The organism is Kribbella sp. NPDC050281 (assembly GCF_040655855.1).
GTDB lineage: Bacteria > Actinomycetota > Actinomycetes > Propionibacteriales > Kribbellaceae > Kribbella.
In genome coordinates this window covers 192,109-207,097 of record NZ_JBFAKS010000010.1, presented here as the reverse complement: position 1 = coordinate 207,097, position 14,989 = coordinate 192,109, and the positions used below count along the sequence as shown (strand labels likewise).

The window sequence follows — 14,989 nt, the reverse complement described above, 5'->3', positions numbered from 1 at the left end:
CGAGACGACCTCCGCATTGTCGAAGAGCGACAGGTAGAAGTTCATCGCCTCCTCGGCCCTGCCGTCCTGGAACATCAGGAACGTGGTGGTCTTCTATGCTCGTCGGGCCAGCCGACCCAGTTCTTCGTGCTGTAGAGACCGCCGACGTTCGAGGCCGAGGTGGGGATCACCGGCATCTGCTCGACCATGATCTTCTGCAGCGTGTTCAGCGCGGTGGTCCTGGTGGCGTCGTCGGTCGCGTTGGCGTACTGGTCCAGCGCCGTGGTCGCCTCCGGGCTGTTGAACCGCCCGTAGTTGCCGCTGACGCCGCCCTTGCCGACCGGCTTCAGGATCTTGCCGTCCATGATGTTCTGGTAGATGTCGTACGGCGTCGCGCCGCCATTGGTCCAGTGCATCGCGGCGTCGAAGTTGCCCTCGTCGATGTTCTTGAACCAGGCGTCCTGGTTGGCCTTGTCGACGGTCGCCTTGATCCCGATCGTGGACAGATTGTCCTTGATGATCTCCAGGTCGGTGATGTAGTCCGACCAGCCGGCCGGGTCGGTCAGCGTGATCGTCACCGGCTTGCCGGTCGGGTCCTTGAGCACGTCGCCCTCGAGCTTGAAGCCGGCGTCGGTCAGCTCCTTCTTCGCGGCCTCGACATCGACCGAGTGCTTCTTGTCCTTGAAGTCCGGGGCGATGAACGACTCACCGGCCGGCGTCGGGATGCCGGTGACGGACTCGACCTTCGGGTAGAAGTAGCCGGCCTCACCCTGCATGAAGATGTCGTCGCGGTTGATCACCTTGTCCATCGCCCGCCGCAGCGCCGGGTTGTCGAACGGCTTGCGGGTGGTGTTGATCCAGAGGCCGTGGATGCCGAGGTTCGCCGGGAACCAGAGCTTGTGGTTCTTCTCGTCCTTGGCCTGGTAGACGGCCTTCACGTTCGGGACGAAGACGAAGCTCCACTCCGACGCGCCGTTGGCCAGCGCGGTGGTCTGCGCGTTGTTGTCGTTGTACGACGTGTACCGCAGCTCCTTGACCTTCGGGAGGTCCTGCCAGTACGAGTCACGCAGCACCAGCGTGGTGGTCTGCGGGGTGAACGACTTGACCGTGTACGGGCCGGTGCCGATGGGGCTCTTCAGCGTGTCCTGGGTCGGGTCCTTCAGCGTGGACCACTGGTGCTTGGGGACCACGAATGCGGTCAGGATCTTGTTCTGGTTGACGAACTGGGACCGGGTGAAGGTCAGGTCGACCTTGTTGCCGGACGTGGTGATGGTCCCGTACGGGATCGCCTCCGGGTTCAGGGCCTCGTTGTCCTTGCGGATCTGGAAGGAGTACGCGACGTCCTCGGCGGTCATCGGCTGGCCGTCGGACCACTTCACGCCGTCGCGGACGGTCAGCGACAACTTGGTGTAGTTCGCGTCGAACTTCCACTCGGTGGCCAGCCAGGGTTTGCCCGCCTCGGTCGGCTTGATGCCGTTGATCATCACCAGCGGCTCGAAGATCATCCAGCGGTAGCCCAGCGAGGCGCCCGAGGAGGAGCCGAGGAACGGGTTGTGGTTCTCGGTCTGCGGGCCGTTCGGCATACCGACATTCAGGACGGTGGCGGTACTGCCGGAAGCGCTGCTGTCAGTCTTCCCGTCCCCGTTACTACAGGCAGCCAGTACGGCTGCCGCGAGCAAGCCCGACAGGGCCAGCGCGACAGTGCGTCGTGCTCGCATCGGTTCCTCCTGTGCATCTGTTGGCGGATGGCCCACCCTGAGCCGGTGGGCCAGTGCATGGTGGCGTGAAAGCGCTCTCATGGGAAGAGCTCACGCCTTGTCGTTCGATGTGTGGGGAGTACGCCGGCGGCGGGACAGGGGCAGCTGCCCCGCCACCGGAGCTTCTAGTGGGACCGGGCTTTCGGGGCGGGGCTGGTCCTCTGGGCGGCTTTCGGGGCGGTTGAGCTGCGGACGATCAGCGTCGTCGGCAGCACTTGGGGTTCGTCCGGCAGCGGGGTGCCGCCGAAGTAGCCCATCAGCATCCGGGCGGCCGCCTGACCCATCTGGCGCATCGGCTGATGCACCGTGGTCAGCGGCGGTTCGGTGTGTTCGGCGTACGGGATGTCGTCGAAGCCGATCACCGACACGTCGTTCGGCACGTTCCGCCCGGTCTCGCGGACGGCCTGGATGGCGCCGCCGGCGGACAGGTCGTTGTGGGCGAAGACGGCGTCGAACTCGAGGCGCTGGTCGAACGCGTGCTGGATGCCGCGGCGTCCGCTCTCGTGGGTGAAATCGCCTTCGAACACGAGTCCCGGATCGAGCTCGATACCGGCTTCGGCGTAGGTGTCGCGGAAGCCGTCCAGGCGTTCGTGGGTGCAGCCGAACCGTTCGACACCGGTGATCACCAGCGGCCGGTGGCGGCCGAGCTCCAGCAGGTGCCGCGCGGCGCACTCACCGCCGGCGTAGTTGGTGGTGGCGACGGACGGGAACTGCGGGCGCTTGGCACGGTCGTCGATCAGGACCACCGGGAGGCCACGCGCGTGCAACTGCTCGATGTAGGTGAGGGTGCCTTCCGGCTCGATCACCAGCAGGCCGTCGAACGACTGGGCCGAGACCTGCGAGGCGAACTGGTGCATCGACTCCTCACCCCGGTTGAAGGTGAACAGCAGCAGTCCGTAGCCCTCGCTCTCGACCACGTCGACGGCGCCCTGCAGCACCTCGCCCATCCAGGGCCAGGTGAGCGACGGGACCAGCATGCCGACGATCCGGGTCCGGCCGCGGGCCAGGCCGACCGCGCGGGCGCTCGGCACGTAGCCGAGCTCGGCGATCACCTGACGGACCCGCTCCGCGGTCCGCAGATCGAGCTCGCCCTTGCCGTTGAGCACGCGCGACACGGTGGTCTTGCTGACACCGGCACGCGCCGCGACATCGGCGATGGTGATCGACATGCTGACTCCCCTCGGGCGGTCGGGGTCCAGTCCGGGACCGGTGTCGGAACCGGTTTCGGAAGCGGTTTCGGAAGCGGTTCCGTAGAGTGAAGCGGAGACGACGAGGGGTCGTCAATCACAGGGTGGTAACGAATCGCGGCTTAATTCACAACTTGGAGGAAGGCGCCTCTTCCGGGCCGCCGGTACGGCGTGATGAACTCGGGGCGAGCGGCCTGCCTGGGGCCGGACCAGGTAGGGGCAGGGCATGGACGTTCGGCGGACCACTGTGCGCGACATGCGCCGGTCCAACCGGTCGGTGATCCTCACCGGCATCTTCCGCGACGGCCCGCTCAGCCGTCAGGAGCTGAGTATCCGGACGTCGTTGAGCGCGGCCAGTGTCAGCAACCTGGTCTCCGAACTGATCGCCGAAGGCGTGGTCGAGGAGGCAGGCTCGGTCGAGTCCGAGGGCGGTCGGCCACGCGTCCTGCTGCGGGTGTCACCGACGTTCCGGTACGTCGTCGGTGCCGAGGTCGGCGAGACCCGCGTACGGGTCGAGCTGTTCGACCTCGCGATGCGGGTACTCGCCCGCGCCGACCACCCGATCCACTCGCCGACGCCGGCGATGGTCGTGAAACACGTGCTGGCCGGCCTCGGTGCGGTGCTTGCCGACGCTGGTGTCCGGCCGGAGCAGGTACTCGGTCTCGGTGTCGCGGCGGCCGGGATCGTCGAGGGCGACGCCGTCGTCCATGCGCAGACGCTCGGGTGGGACGCCGTACCGCTCGGCCAGATGCTTGCCGAGGGCACCGATATCCCGATCCAGGTGGACAACGGCGCGAACACGCTCGGCCAGGCGGAGATGTGGTTCGGGGCCGGCCGGGGCGCGACGGACGCCGTGGTGGCGCTGGTCGGATCCGGCGTCGGCGCGGCCCTGGTCGCGGACGGGTCGAGCTACCGCGGAACACGCAGCAGCGCGGGCGAATGGGGCCACATGACGATCGCGTACGGCGGTCGCCGGTGCCGCTGTGGTGCGGATGGATGTCTGGAGGCGTACGTCGGCGCGGAGGGCGTGCTCGGCCGCTACCGTGAGCTCGGCGGGCGGGGCCTGTCCGGCGACGAGGAAGCGGCCTTCGTCGGCCTACTCGATGCCGTGAGTACTTCGGAGGCCGCGGCAACGGTCGTGACGGACACGGTCGGCTACCTGGCCGCCGGGTTCGCGAATCTGGTGAACCTGGTCAACCCCGAACGGATCGTCCTCGGCGGCTGGGCCGGGCTGCTGCTGGGGGAGCGCTACCTGCCGCTGCTGCGGGAGGAGGTCGGGAAGCACGCGCTGCGCCAGCCGTATCAGCAGGTCTCGATCGTGCTGTGCGAGTTGGGCCGCGACGCCGTAGCTCTCGGCGCCGCGACCCTTCCCGTACTGCGATTACTGCGCGACGGAGGCGTCCTACCTCCGCGGCGTTAGACCGTCCACTTCTGGTTGGCGGCGCCGGTACAGGTCCAGGTCTGCACCGGAGTTGCGTTGGCCGAGTTGTTGCCGGTGACATCGAGGCACTTGTTGGCCTGCGGGTTCACCAGGTCGTGCGCAGCGGAGTACGTCCATTGCTGGGCGCCGGAGCCGTTGCAGGTCCAGAGCTGGACTTTGGCGCCGTCGGCAACCGATCCGGCGTTGACGTCGAGGCACTTGCCCAGGGCGCGGATCGTGCCGTCGCCGGGACGGGTCCACTGCTGCGCCCCGGTCCCGTTGCAGTCGTAGAGCTGAACCGGCGTGCCGTCGGCGGAGTTGGCGGCGGCGACGTCCAGGCACTTGCCGGCCAGGCCGGTGATCCGCGAACCGCCGGAGCTGCTGCCGACGTCGGAGACGCGGACGTAGTCGACCGTCATCGTCTGCGGCATCACGGTCGAACCGTCGGGGTAGCCCGGCCAGTAGCCGCCGACCGCGACGTTCATGATCATGGAGAACGGGTGGTTGTAGACCCAGGTCTTGCCGTTCAGATCGGCCGGGGTACGGCGCTGGTACTGGACGCCGTCGACGTACCAGGTGATCGAGTTCGGCTCCCAGTCGACCCGGTAGGTGTGGAACCCGTTGCGGAACGGCTGTCCGTCCGGAGAGTTGTACGCCGCACCGATGCCGTCGGCACCGGAGTAGCCCGGCCCGTGGATCGTGCCGTGCACGATGTTCGGCTCGCGGCCGATGTTCTCCATGATGTCGATCTCACCGTCGTTCGGCCAGTTGCCGCCACCCAGCATCCAGAACGCGGGCCAAACCCCTTGTGTACCAGGGATCTTGATCCTGGCCTCGAAGCGGCCGTAGGTCTGGGTGAAAGTCTGGGCGGTGAGCAACCGGGCCGACGTGTACTGGCACGGGCCGTAGTGACACTGGAAGCCGCCGTTCTCCTGGCGGGCCGTGATCACCAGGTTGCCCTGGCCGTCGAGCGCGGAGTTCCGGGTGCTGTTGGTGTAGTACTGCCGTTCGTCGTTGCCCCAGCCGGAGCCACCGATGTCGTAGCGCCACTTGCCGGGATCGGGGGCCTGGCCGGCCGGGCCGTCGAAGTTGTCCTCCCAGATCGTCGCCGTGGGCGCGGCGGCGGCCTGCGGACTGGCCTCGGCAGGTGCTTGGAGCAGTGTGATGCCGACCAGAGCGGCACCGATCGCGACGAACGCAGCCATGCGGGAACGCTTCATGGACGCCTCATTTCTCGCGGGGGCGGTCGGAGAAGAGATGGCCGCAGCTTGGTGTGGGAACGCTCTCACGTCAAGGCCGGGACTAAATAAAAGACATGAAAAAAGTCTCGGCATCCCGTTGACACCGGCATGCACCGATGGTTACCTCATGGTGACCACCTGTTGCGGCGCGGGCAGACGCCGACAACTCCCTGATGTCTCCAGAACCCTTCTGAACAAGGGAGAACCGCCCCATGCCCGCGAACGGGAAACCTCGTCGCGCCCTTCGCCTGCTGCCACTGGCCGTGGCCGTGGTGTGCGTGGCCGCGACCGGACTCGGATTCGGTACCGCCCCACCCGCCCAGGCCGCCGGTGAGCAGGTCAACATCTGGCTGACCACCACGAACGACTCGGCCGGGCGCAACGTCACCCGCGGTCTGCAGCAGCAGACGCCGGTGAACTTCGGCCCGGCCGGCGGCTCGGCCAACCAGACGATCACGGTCAACGAGAACACGACGTACCAGTCGTTCGAAGGTGGTGGTGCGTCGTTCACCGACAGCGCCGCCTGGCTGCTGAACAGCAGCAACACGATCAGCGCGGCCACCCGCGACCAGGTGATGAAGGACCTGTTCGACCCGGTCAACGGGATCGGCCTGGCCTTCACCCGCAACCCGATGGGCGCCTCGGATCTGGCCCGCTTCAACTATTCGTACGACGACACCTGCTGCGATCTCAACGACTTCAGCATTCAGCACGACCTCGCGGACGTCGTACCGCTGACCAAGCAGGCCAAGCAGCTGAATCCGGCGCTGAAGGTGAAGGGTGCGCCGTGGAGCGCGCCGGCCTGGATGAAGGACAACAACAAGTTCACCAACCGCGGCTGGCTGAAGGCCGAGTACTACCCGCTCTACGCGCAGTACTTCGTCAAGTACATCCAGCAGAACGAGGCCCAGGGCAACCACATCGACTACGTCTCGGTGCAGAACGAGCCGACCTGCTGCGGCACCGACGACACCGGCTACGCGTCGATGAACTGGAACGGCGCCGGCCTGCTGAACTTCACCAAGAACCACCTGTTCCCGGCGTTCCGGGCGGCCGGGATCACCACCAAGGTGCTGGTCCTGGACTACAACTGGGGCAACTACAACGACCTCGGTTCGGTCCCGCTGGCCGACGCCGGCCTGCGCAACGACCCGCTGTTCGGTGGCATCGCCTGGCACGGGTACGGCGGTGACGTGAACCTGCAGACGCAGATCCACAACCAGTACCCGGCCGTGAACGCGTACATGACCGAGCACTCCGGTGGAACCTGGATCCCGAACCAGCAGGTCGAGGACATGAACAACCTGATCGACTACACCCGCAACTGGGACAAGTCGTGGGTGAAGTGGAGCCTCGCGCAGGACGAGAACATGCTTCCGTACGTCGGTGCCGGGTGCAACGTCTGCACCGGCCTCGTCACCGTGCACCGCAACGACAGCCAGCGCGGTCAGGTCACCAAGACCGTCGAGTACTACACGATGGGTCACCTGACCAAGTTCGTGAAGCCGGGTGCGCTGCGGATCGACTCGAGTGCCAACAACTCGGTGAAGAACGTGGCGTGGAAGAACCCGGACGGCTCGAAGGCGCTGATCGCGTTCAACACCACCGGCAGCTCGCAGTCGGTGCGGGTGAACTGGGGGAGCCAGTCGTTCGTCTACACGCTGCCGACCAAGACCTCCGCGACCTTCACCTGGTCCGGCACACAGGGTGGCGGTGGCGGTACCGGTTCCGCGATCACCGGCCTGGCCGGCAAGTGCATCGACGTCGCCGGTGCCAACTCGGCGGACGGTACGGCCGTGCAGCTCTACGACTGCAACGGGACGGCGGCGCAGCAGTGGGAGCGCCCGGGTGACGGGACGATCCGTGCCCTCGGCAAATGCCTCGACGTGAACGCCGGCTCGGTCGCCAACGGAGCGAAGGTTCAGCTCTATTCGTGCAACGGAAGTGCCGCCCAGCAATGGACCTATACAAGCGGGAGAGATCTGGTGAATCCTCAGGCGAACAAGTGTCTTGATGTCACTGGCAACAATTCGGCGAACGCCACACCGCTGCAGCTGTGGAGCTGCACCGGCGCCGCAAATCAGAAGTGGAACGTCTGATGCGCCGGGTGGCGGCGGTCGCCGCGGCTCTGGTGCTGGGTGCCGGTCTACTGATGTCGGCCGCGCCTGCACAGGCGGCGACCGGGACGATCACCGGCCTGGCCGGCAAGTGCGCGGACATCGCTGCGGCGAGCAGCGCGGACGGCACTCAGGTCCAGCTGTACGACTGCAACGGGACCAGCGCGCAGAGCTGGAGCCGGAACTCGAACGGGACGCTGACCGCATTGGGTAAGTGTCTGGATGTCAGCGGTGGGTCGGTTGCCAACGGTGCCAAGGTGCAGCTGTGGACCTGCAACGGCAGTGCCGCGCAGCAGTGGTCGTACACGTCTGGCCGGGACCTGGTGAACCCGCAGGCGAACAAGTGCCTCGATGTCACGGGCAACAACTCTGCCAACGGCACTCCGCTGCAGCTGTGGACGTGCACCGGTGCGGCGAACCAGAAGTGGAACGTCCCGGCGGCAGACGATGGTCCGCCACCGGCGGACGGTGCTCCGATGGCGGCAGCGCCGTACCTCTACCAAGGCTGGGGCAGTCCGCCCAGCCCGGCGACCGTCATGAACGCGACCGGCGTCAAGTGGTTCACGATGGCGTTCATCCTGTCCAACGGCTACTGCAACCCTCAGTGGGACGGGAATCGGCCGCTGACGGGTGGAGTCGACCAGCAGGCGCTCACCGCGATCCGGTCCAACGGTGGCGACGCGGTCGTGTCGATCGGTGGCTGGTCCGGCAACAAGCTCGGGCAGAGCTGTGGATCGGCGAGTGAGCTGGCGGGCGCGTACCAGAAGGTGATCAACGCGCTGTCGCTGAAGGCGATCGACATCGACATCGAGGACCAGGAGATCGCCGGCGCCGCGGTGCGGCAGAAGGTGATCGACGCGCTGAAGATCGTCGAGCAGAACAACCCCGGCATCGCGACGTACCTGACCTTCGGTACGACGACGTCCGGGCCGGACGGCAACGGCCAGGACCTGATCCGGCGTGGTGCGGCCTCCGGGCTGAACCTGGACGGCTGGGTGATCATGCCGTTCGACTTCGGCGGTGGCTCGAGCAACATGGGCACGCTGACCCGGCAAGCGGCTGACGGGCTGAAGAACCAGGTCAAGTCGGCGTACGGCCTGAGCGACGACGCGGCGTACCGGAAGATCGGCATCTCGTCGATGAACGGGATCACCGACGTCGCCGGTGAGCGGGTCAACCTGTCCGACTTCGAATCGATGCTGTCGTACGCGAGCGAGCACCACCTGGCCCGGTTCACGTTCTGGTCGGTCAACCGCGACCGGCCGTGCAGCGGCGGTGGCGCGGACACCTGCTCCGGCGTACCGCAGCAGGCCTGGGACTACACCAAGGTGATCGGTCGCTACCGCGGCTGATCCGCACCAACCCTGAGCCGGCGTCGCCTTGTTCCCGGGCGGCGCCGGCGTCGGTTTGACTCTCCGGTTGCCGGAGGGTGGATGGTGGGGTCATGACGGCAACGGTGACGGTCGGCGAGTTCTCCCGCTTGACCCATCTGAGTGTGAAGACCCTGCATCACTACCACGAGATCGGCCTGCTCGCGCCGGCATCGGTCGACCCATCGTCCGGCTACCGGCGGTACGAGACGTCCCAGGTCGAAGTCGCCCAGCTGATCCGGCGACTGCGCGAGCTGCGGATGCCGCTGCCGGAGGTCCGGGCGGTCGTTGACGCGGCCGACGGTGGCACCCGGGAGGAGACGCTCCGCGCGCACCTGGACCGGATGGAGCGGGAGCTCGCACACACCCGTGACGTGGTCACGTCGCTGCGCGAGATGCTGACGCTCCAGCCGGCCGAGCTCGCCGTCGAGTACCGGTTCATCCCCGCGTTCCGCGCGTACGGCGTCTCCGGTCACGTCGAGCGGGAGGGGATCGGGGAGTGGTGCGAGTTCGCGTTCGGGCGGCTCGGCGCGATCGCTGCCCGCGACGGCATCGTCGCGACATCCGGAGCGACGTACAGCGATGAGTTCTTCACCGAGGATTCCGGTCAGGTGGTCGCGTTCCTGCCGGTCGCGCCGGATCAGGCGCCCGCCGACGGTGTCGAACTGGTGGATCTTCCCGGCGGGTTCTTCGCGATCGCCGTCCACAGCGGGCCGCTCACCGACTTCGACCTCAGCTACGGAGCGCTCGGCAGCCATGTCGCGGAGCACTGCGAGGTCGCGCCGGGCCCGATCCGTGAGTTGTACGCCGTCGGCCCGGGGGACGGCCCCGACCCGGCCAGCTACCGCACCGAGATCTGCTGGCCGATCCGCCAGATCCCCACATCCCCTGTCACGAAAGGCTGATCCATGTCCATCGCTCTCGAGAACGTCGTCTTCGACAGCTCCGACGCCACCGCGCTCGCCACCTTCTGGGCCGGCGTGCTGTCGTCGGAGGTCGATGCCGGCGGCAACGAGTTCTTCGCCACCGTGAACAAGGCCGCGGACGGCCCGACGCTGATGTTCCTCCAGGTCCCCGAGCCGCGCGTCGGCAAGAACAGGCTGCACCTCGACCTGGCCACTGCCGACTGGTCCGCCGAGGTCGACCGACTGATCGCACTCGGCGCGAAGCGTCACGACGAACACGACGAGTACGGCGCCCACTGGATCACGCTCGCCGACCCCGAGGGCAACGTCTTCGACCTGGCCGAGGTCCGCTAACCGGCCACGTACCGGACGCCGTCGAAGGTCGCCCGGCCGGCGTCGACCTGCTCTTCCAGGCGGGCTCGCGCCTGCGCCACCGGCCACCGGAAGGCGCGGGCGAGCTCGCCTGGCGTGGTGGCGACCATGGTGTCCAGGAATCGTCCGGCAGCCAGTGTGTGATCGGTGGCGCCACCGACGTCGAACTGATGACAGGTGAGCGCGATAAGCGCGGCCGGCCAGCCGGATCCGGTCTCGTGGACACCTGCGGTGGTCACCAGCAGATTGCGCTGTAGCTCGGTGATCGCCCGTTGATACCGGCTCTTGTTGCCGATCAGCGCCCGCAGGGTGGCACTCGGCAACGGCTCGGCCGCGATCGCGTCGGCGATCTCATGTGCCGTCGGCGACAGTTCCAGGAAGAGGTGGTCGCTGGGGTCGCCCGGCGCCGGGTAGAGCGCGGTCAGCAGCTCCGGCGACAGGAAGGACCCGCGGCTGCCGAGGTAGGCGCCGTACCAGGCCAGGCCGCGCCGGGGGAGTTCGTCCTTCCAGGTCCAGACGCGTTGCTCGTTCGTGCCCATACCGCTGCCGAACGGCTCCTCGTCCTCGCCGGCGACCGCCTCCCACAACGAGGGTACGACGGTGTGCGGCGCCGGGAAGAGCAGCGCGAAACCGACGTCGTCGACGAACTTCGTGGCTCGCTCGATCGATCCGATCCGTCGTCCGCGGACCCACCAGCGGGTGGCGCGCGCCTGGCCGAGCTCGGCGTCGGAGGTGCCGGGGATTCCCATCGGGCCAGTCAACCATCCGTCCCTTGTGCTGGTGGTGCAGGCGGAGGACTGTGGGATCAGACCAGTGGCACCGCCCGGGGTGCCGCCCTGACGGTAAGGGGGTGGAGCATGTACGCGCGTTCCACCACGATCAACGCGATGCTGATGTCGATCGACGCCGGTGTCGCACAGGTGCGCGACGAAGTGATGCCCACTCTCATGGAGATGGAGGGCTGCATCGGCCTGTCCATGATGGCCGACCGGGAGTCCGGTCGGTGCATCACCACCACCGCCTGGCGGTCGGAGCAGGCGATGCGTGCCACCGACGAAGAGTTGCGCCCGGTCCGGGAGCGGCTCGCGCGGACTCTCGGTGGCAGTCCGCAGGTCCAGGAGTGGGAGATCGCCGTACTGCATCGGGATCACCGTTCGGTCGCCGGTGCGTGCATCCGCGCGACGTGGGTGGAGCTCGACCCCCAGAAACTGGAGCGGGCGATCGACGTCTACCGGCTGGCGTCACTGCCGCGGATCGAGGACCTGGCCGGGTTCTGCAGCGCCAGCCTGCTGGTCGACCGCGCCTCCGGCCGGGCCGTGTCGTCGGTGACCTATGACAGCCGGGAGGCGATGGACGCCAACCGCGACGCAGCCGCATCGATGCGCGCCGCCACCAGCAAGGACGCCGGCGCACAGGTCCTCGACACCGGTGAGTTCGAGCTTGTGATCGCCCACCTGCGCGTCCCCGAGCTGACCTGACTCAGTCCATCCGGTCGAGGTGGGCTTCGAGGGCGTCGAGGCGGTGGTGCCACAGGTCGCGGTACGGCTCGAGCCAGGCGTCGATCTCGGCGAGCGGCGCGGGGCGGAGGCGGTACCAGCGGCGTTGCGCGTCCTGGCGGACCTCCACCAGCCCGGCGTCGCGCAGGACCTTCAGATGCTTCGACACCGCGGGCTGGCTCAGCTCCAGTTGCTCCACGAGTTCCCCGACCGGTCGCTCGCCGGTCCGCAACAGGTCGAGGATGTCCCGCCGCCGCGGTTCCGCCAGCACCTCGAACGTAGTTGCCATATGAGGAATATACGTCGGTGGTCCGCTCAGAGCGATTGCCCGAAGGTGCTGGTGAAGGCCTCGCGGAAGAGTTCGGGCAGGCTGCTCTCGCCGTCCTCGGCCGCCCAGCGGAGCAGGGCGGTGTAGGCGACGCCGAGGACGGCTCCGGCGGCCGCGCGGGTCTGGAACTCGGCGGTGGGGTCGTCGGAGCCGGCGCCGATCCCGGTGACGAAGGCCTCCTGGAGGCGGTACTGGCTGTCCAGGTGGCGGGCCTGGAGGGCTGGTGTCGAGATCATCAGCCGCAGCCGGTCGAGCAGGATCTCCCGATCGTGCGTGCCGGCCAGGTCGAACGTCGCCAGCACGGTCCGGCCGATCCGGTCCGCCAGTGAGCCGGTCGCGGGAAGTTCGCTGATCGTCGCCGCGGCCAGTTGGTCGAAGTCGTCGTACAGGACGAGGTCCTCCTTGGTGGGGAAATGCCGGTAGACCGTCATCGCGGAGACGCCGGCCGCGGCGGCGACGTCGTTCACCGTCGTCGCGTCGTACCCGCGGTCGACGAACAACCTGATCGCCTGCCGCTGGATCCGGTGCCTGGTCTCGGCTCGCTGGCGGTCCCTCAGACTCATGTGGTAGATACTAACAACATGATAGTTTCTAACATGAACCAGAGGGTGGCGTTGGTGACCGGCGCCTCGCGCGGGATCGGTCGTGCGATCGCGGAGCGGCTGGCTGCGGCGGGCGCCGAGGTGGCGGTGCACTATCACCGTGACAAGGCCGGCGCTGAGGAAACGCTTGAACAAATCGGGGGTCGTGGCTTTCTGATCGGGGCTGAGCTCGGCGTCCCCGGTGATGTCGACGAGGTGTTCGGGCAGCTCTCGGACGGCTTGGCCGGCCGGTCCTTGGATGTGCTGGTCAACAATGCGGCGGCGCCTCCGGCTGGTCCGATCGAGACCGACACCGAGTCTGGGTTCGACGCACTCTTCGCTGTCAACGTCAGAGCGCCGTACTTCCTGATCCAGCGGCTGCTTCCGGTGCTGCGTGATGGTGGCCGGATCATCTCGCTCTCGTCGGGTGCCACTCGCTTCGCGAACCCGATCCAGACGTCGTTCGCGATGACGAAGGGTGCGGTGGAGACGATGACCATGACGCTCGCGCATGCGCTCGGTGCCCGGAACATCACTGTCAACGCGGTGTCGCCGGGCGCGACCCGGACCGAGGCGAACGGCGCGTTCTTCGAGACCCCGGGGCTCGTCGACTTCGTCACTCAGAACACGTCGCTCGGCCGGCTCGGTCGCGGGGAGGACGTCGCCGAGGTGGTCGCGTTCCTCGCCTCCGACGATGCTCGCTGGATCACCGGGCAGACCGTGGACGCCACCGGCGGGCTGTTCCTCGGGCCACGGTTCGGCTGAGCGGGGTGGGGTTTTCCCCCGGTCGGTACGGTGGAAAACCCGGCCCGGGACGGCGGTTGGCCCCAGTGAGGGGAGGGTGTTCGCGCACCTACCGTCGTCCGCATGTTCACGACGAATCAGGTGATGATGACCGCGCTGCAGGCGACGCAGGAACCGACCGGAGGAGTGGCCGGCTGGGCCATCGACCTGATGGAGCGGCTCGGCGCACCAGGTGCCGGACTTGCGGTGGCGCTGGAGAATCTCTTTCCACCGTTGCCGAGTGAGGTCATCCTGCCGCTGGCGGGGTTCGCGGCCAGCCGCGGCGATCTCGGGCTGGTGAGCGCGATCGTGTTCACCACGCTCGGCTCGATCGTCGGCGCGCTCGCCCTGTACGGCGTGGGTGCCGGGCTCGGCCGTGATCGCACCAGAGCGGTGGCGCGGAAGTTGCCGCTCGTGAAGCTCGAGGACGTGGACAAGGCCGAGACCTGGTTCACCCGGCACGGGCCGAAGGCGGTGCTGATCGGTCGTTTGGTGCCGGTGGTGCGCAGCCTGATCTCGGTGCCGGCCGGCGTGGAGCGGATGCCGGTGGCGTTGTTCCTGGTGCTGACAGCACTGGGGAGCCTGATCTGGAACTCGTTGCTGATCGTCGCAGGCTACCAGCTCGGTGAGCGGTGGCACGTCGTGGAGTCGTCGGTGGGCGTCTTCCAGTGGGTCGTGATCGCTGCCGCGGTCGCGGCGGTGGTCTGGTTCGTGGTGGTGAAGCTCCGCGACCGGCGTTCGGTATCTGAGAAAGTCAAGTAGAGCGCTCGACTTTGATTAGGCTCGATCCATCACCACCGAGTTCAGGAGCTGGATCAGATGCCTTCAGTCGCGTTCGAACCGCAGGTCGTTCCGGATCCACCGGTCTGGCCGCAGTCAGTCGTCACCGTGGTCGGCAACCCGAGACCGGGCTCGCGGACGGCCGCGGCCGCGGCGTCGGTTGCGGAGTTGCTCGCCTCCGAGCTCGGTACGCCGTACCGGATCGACGAACTGGTCGACCTCGTGACGTTCGCGCCGGCGATCTTCCAGCTGGAGGCGGCGGATCGCGCGGCGTTGGAGGGTGCGATCGACCTGGTCACCTCGGCGTCGGTACTGGTGCTGGCGACGCCTGTGTACAAAGGCAGTTACACCGGCTTGCTGAAGAGCTTCCTCGACGTCCTGCCTCCGCGGGCCCTGGCGGGAGCGGTCGTCGTGCCGGTCACTGTGTCCGCCGCCCCGAGCCATAAGCTCCTCGCCGATCAGCATCTGCGTCCGGTCCTGGCCGAGCTGGGCGCCAGCGTCCCGGTCCCCGGCGTGATCCTGGAGGAGAGCGATCTCGAGGACCTGCAGGTGGTCCTCTCGACCTGGATCCGCACCAACGCAGCCATCATCCAGGCCACTACCCTCGCCCTCCAACCAGTCGCGGAGCCCACACCTGCCCAATGACGCAGGAGCTCGGTCTTACAGTCGGGGC

The 14,989-nt window shown here is 67.6% G+C and carries 15 protein-coding genes and 1 pseudogene; 9 read left to right on the top strand and 7 right to left on the bottom strand.

The features are described 5' to 3' along the window. The 3 genes and pseudogenes from AB0I34_RS13895 to AB0I34_RS13885 all read right to left on the bottom strand — a co-directional run. Nucleotides 1-75: pseudogene (locus tag AB0I34_RS13895) on the bottom strand (hypothetical protein); the annotation flags it as partial. Further along, complete coding sequence (locus AB0I34_RS13890; RefSeq protein WP_360444669.1) at nt 75-1,697, bottom strand: ABC transporter substrate-binding protein; 1,623 nt, start codon at nt 1,695-1,697, stop codon at nt 75-77. The gene AB0I34_RS13890 and the pseudogene AB0I34_RS13895, both read right to left, overlap by 1 nt. A gap of 164 nt (nt 1,698-1,861) precedes the next feature. Continuing rightward, nucleotides 1,862-2,905, bottom strand: coding sequence for a LacI family DNA-binding transcriptional regulator (locus AB0I34_RS13885; protein WP_360444666.1), 1,044 nt, complete (start codon nt 2,903-2,905; stop codon nt 1,862-1,864). Between the two features lie 244 nt (nt 2,906-3,149). Between AB0I34_RS13885 and AB0I34_RS13880 the strand changes: the two genes are divergently transcribed. After that, nucleotides 3,150-4,343, top strand: coding sequence for an ROK family transcriptional regulator (locus AB0I34_RS13880; protein ID WP_360444663.1), 1,194 nt, complete (start codon nt 3,150-3,152; stop codon nt 4,341-4,343). Here AB0I34_RS13880 and AB0I34_RS13875 read toward each other — a convergent pair. Further along, nucleotides 4,340-5,563, bottom strand: a complete 1,224-nt coding sequence (locus AB0I34_RS13875; protein WP_360444660.1) for a family 16 glycosylhydrolase — start codon at nt 5,561-5,563, stop codon at nt 4,340-4,342. The genes AB0I34_RS13880 and AB0I34_RS13875 overlap by 4 nt on opposite strands. A gap of 233 nt (nt 5,564-5,796) precedes the next feature. On the opposite strand from AB0I34_RS13875, the gene AB0I34_RS13870 reads away from it, so the two are divergent. The 4 genes from AB0I34_RS13870 (at nt 5,797) to AB0I34_RS13855 (ending at nt 10,330) form a co-directional block, all read left to right on the top strand. After that, entirely contained in the window at nt 5,797-7,683 is a 1,887-nt protein-coding gene (locus tag AB0I34_RS13870; protein WP_360444658.1) for a ricin-type beta-trefoil lectin domain protein, read from the top strand. Next, nucleotides 7,683-9,053 carry a ricin-type beta-trefoil lectin domain protein gene (locus AB0I34_RS13865; RefSeq protein ID WP_360444655.1) on the top strand — a complete coding sequence of 457 codons (1,371 nt, stop codon included), beginning with the start codon at nt 7,683-7,685 and terminating at the stop codon, nt 9,051-9,053. The genes AB0I34_RS13870 and AB0I34_RS13865 overlap by 1 nt, the downstream gene beginning before the upstream one ends. 92 nt (nt 9,054-9,145) lie before the next feature. Then, nucleotides 9,146-9,976 (top strand): MerR family transcriptional regulator, encoded by an 831-nt coding sequence (locus tag AB0I34_RS13860; protein WP_360444652.1) that lies wholly within the window; start codon nt 9,146-9,148, stop codon nt 9,974-9,976. 3 nt (nt 9,977-9,979) lie between these two features. Further along, nucleotides 9,980-10,330, top strand: a complete 351-nt coding sequence (locus tag AB0I34_RS13855) for a VOC family protein (protein WP_360444649.1) — start codon at nt 9,980-9,982, stop codon at nt 10,328-10,330. On the opposite strand, the gene AB0I34_RS13850 is transcribed toward AB0I34_RS13855, so the two are convergent. Further along, nucleotides 10,327-11,097: a hypothetical protein gene (locus tag AB0I34_RS13850; RefSeq protein WP_360444647.1), complete on the bottom strand. Its 771-nt coding sequence runs from the start codon at nt 11,095-11,097 to the stop codon at nt 10,327-10,329. The genes AB0I34_RS13855 and AB0I34_RS13850 overlap by 4 nt on opposite strands. Before the next feature lie 108 nt (nt 11,098-11,205). Between AB0I34_RS13850 and AB0I34_RS13845 the strand changes: the two genes are divergently transcribed. Continuing rightward, nucleotides 11,206-11,826 (top strand): hypothetical protein, encoded by a 621-nt coding sequence (locus AB0I34_RS13845; protein WP_360444644.1) that lies wholly within the window; start codon nt 11,206-11,208, stop codon nt 11,824-11,826. Between the two features lies 1 nt (nt 11,827). Here the strand turns inward: AB0I34_RS13845 and AB0I34_RS13840 are convergent, their stop codons facing one another. Together AB0I34_RS13840 and AB0I34_RS13835 are read right to left on the bottom strand one after the other, a co-directional pair. Continuing rightward, nucleotides 11,828-12,133, bottom strand: a complete 306-nt coding sequence (locus AB0I34_RS13840; protein WP_360444641.1) for a metalloregulator ArsR/SmtB family transcription factor — start codon at nt 12,131-12,133, stop codon at nt 11,828-11,830. Between the two features lie 26 nt (nt 12,134-12,159). Next, nucleotides 12,160-12,735 (bottom strand): helix-turn-helix domain-containing protein, encoded by a 576-nt coding sequence (locus AB0I34_RS13835; protein WP_360444638.1) that lies wholly within the window; start codon nt 12,733-12,735, stop codon nt 12,160-12,162. 33 nt (nt 12,736-12,768) lie between these two features. Between AB0I34_RS13835 and AB0I34_RS13830 the strand changes: the two genes are divergently transcribed. The 3 genes from AB0I34_RS13830 (at nt 12,769) to AB0I34_RS13820 (ending at nt 14,961) form a co-directional block, all read left to right on the top strand. Continuing rightward, nucleotides 12,769-13,518: an SDR family oxidoreductase gene (locus AB0I34_RS13830; RefSeq protein WP_360444635.1), complete on the top strand. Its 750-nt coding sequence runs from the start codon at nt 12,769-12,771 to the stop codon at nt 13,516-13,518. Between the two features lie 102 nt (nt 13,519-13,620). After that, a complete protein-coding gene (locus AB0I34_RS13825; RefSeq protein ID WP_360444632.1) occupies nt 13,621-14,298 on the top strand; it encodes a DedA family protein in 678 nt (225 codons plus the stop codon). A 57-nt stretch (nt 14,299-14,355) separates the two neighbouring features. Further along, on the top strand, nt 14,356-14,961 hold the full coding sequence (locus tag AB0I34_RS13820; RefSeq protein ID WP_360444629.1) for an NAD(P)H-dependent oxidoreductase: 606 nt from the start codon (nt 14,356-14,358) through the stop codon (nt 14,959-14,961). Nucleotides 14,962-14,989 lie beyond the last annotated feature (28 nt).

Coding starts and splice junctions, on each gene's coding strand:
- AB0I34_RS13890 (WP_360444669.1), bottom strand. CDS start 1,697: ATGCGAGCACGACGCACTGTCGCGCTGGCCCTGTCGGGCTTGCTCGCG.
- AB0I34_RS13885 (WP_360444666.1), bottom strand. CDS start 2,905: ATGTCGATCACCATCGCCGATGTCGCGGCGCGTGCCGGTGTCAGCAAG.
- AB0I34_RS13880 (WP_360444663.1), top strand. CDS start 3,150: ATGGACGTTCGGCGGACCACTGTGCGCGACATGCGCCGGTCCAACCGG.
- AB0I34_RS13875 (WP_360444660.1), bottom strand. CDS start 5,563: ATGAAGCGTTCCCGCATGGCTGCGTTCGTCGCGATCGGTGCCGCTCTG.
- AB0I34_RS13870 (WP_360444658.1), top strand. CDS start 5,797: ATGCCCGCGAACGGGAAACCTCGTCGCGCCCTTCGCCTGCTGCCACTG.
- AB0I34_RS13865 (WP_360444655.1), top strand. CDS start 7,683: ATGCGCCGGGTGGCGGCGGTCGCCGCGGCTCTGGTGCTGGGTGCCGGT.
- AB0I34_RS13860 (WP_360444652.1), top strand. CDS start 9,146: ATGACGGCAACGGTGACGGTCGGCGAGTTCTCCCGCTTGACCCATCTG.
- AB0I34_RS13855 (WP_360444649.1), top strand. CDS start 9,980: ATGTCCATCGCTCTCGAGAACGTCGTCTTCGACAGCTCCGACGCCACC.
- AB0I34_RS13850 (WP_360444647.1), bottom strand. CDS start 11,097: ATGGGAATCCCCGGCACCTCCGACGCCGAGCTCGGCCAGGCGCGCGCC.
- AB0I34_RS13845 (WP_360444644.1), top strand. CDS start 11,206: ATGTACGCGCGTTCCACCACGATCAACGCGATGCTGATGTCGATCGAC.
- AB0I34_RS13840 (WP_360444641.1), bottom strand. CDS start 12,133: ATGGCAACTACGTTCGAGGTGCTGGCGGAACCGCGGCGGCGGGACATC.
- AB0I34_RS13835 (WP_360444638.1), bottom strand. CDS start 12,735: ATGAGTCTGAGGGACCGCCAGCGAGCCGAGACCAGGCACCGGATCCAG.
- AB0I34_RS13830 (WP_360444635.1), top strand. CDS start 12,769: ATGAACCAGAGGGTGGCGTTGGTGACCGGCGCCTCGCGCGGGATCGGT.
- AB0I34_RS13825 (WP_360444632.1), top strand. CDS start 13,621: ATGTTCACGACGAATCAGGTGATGATGACCGCGCTGCAGGCGACGCAG.
- AB0I34_RS13820 (WP_360444629.1), top strand. CDS start 14,356: ATGCCTTCAGTCGCGTTCGAACCGCAGGTCGTTCCGGATCCACCGGTC.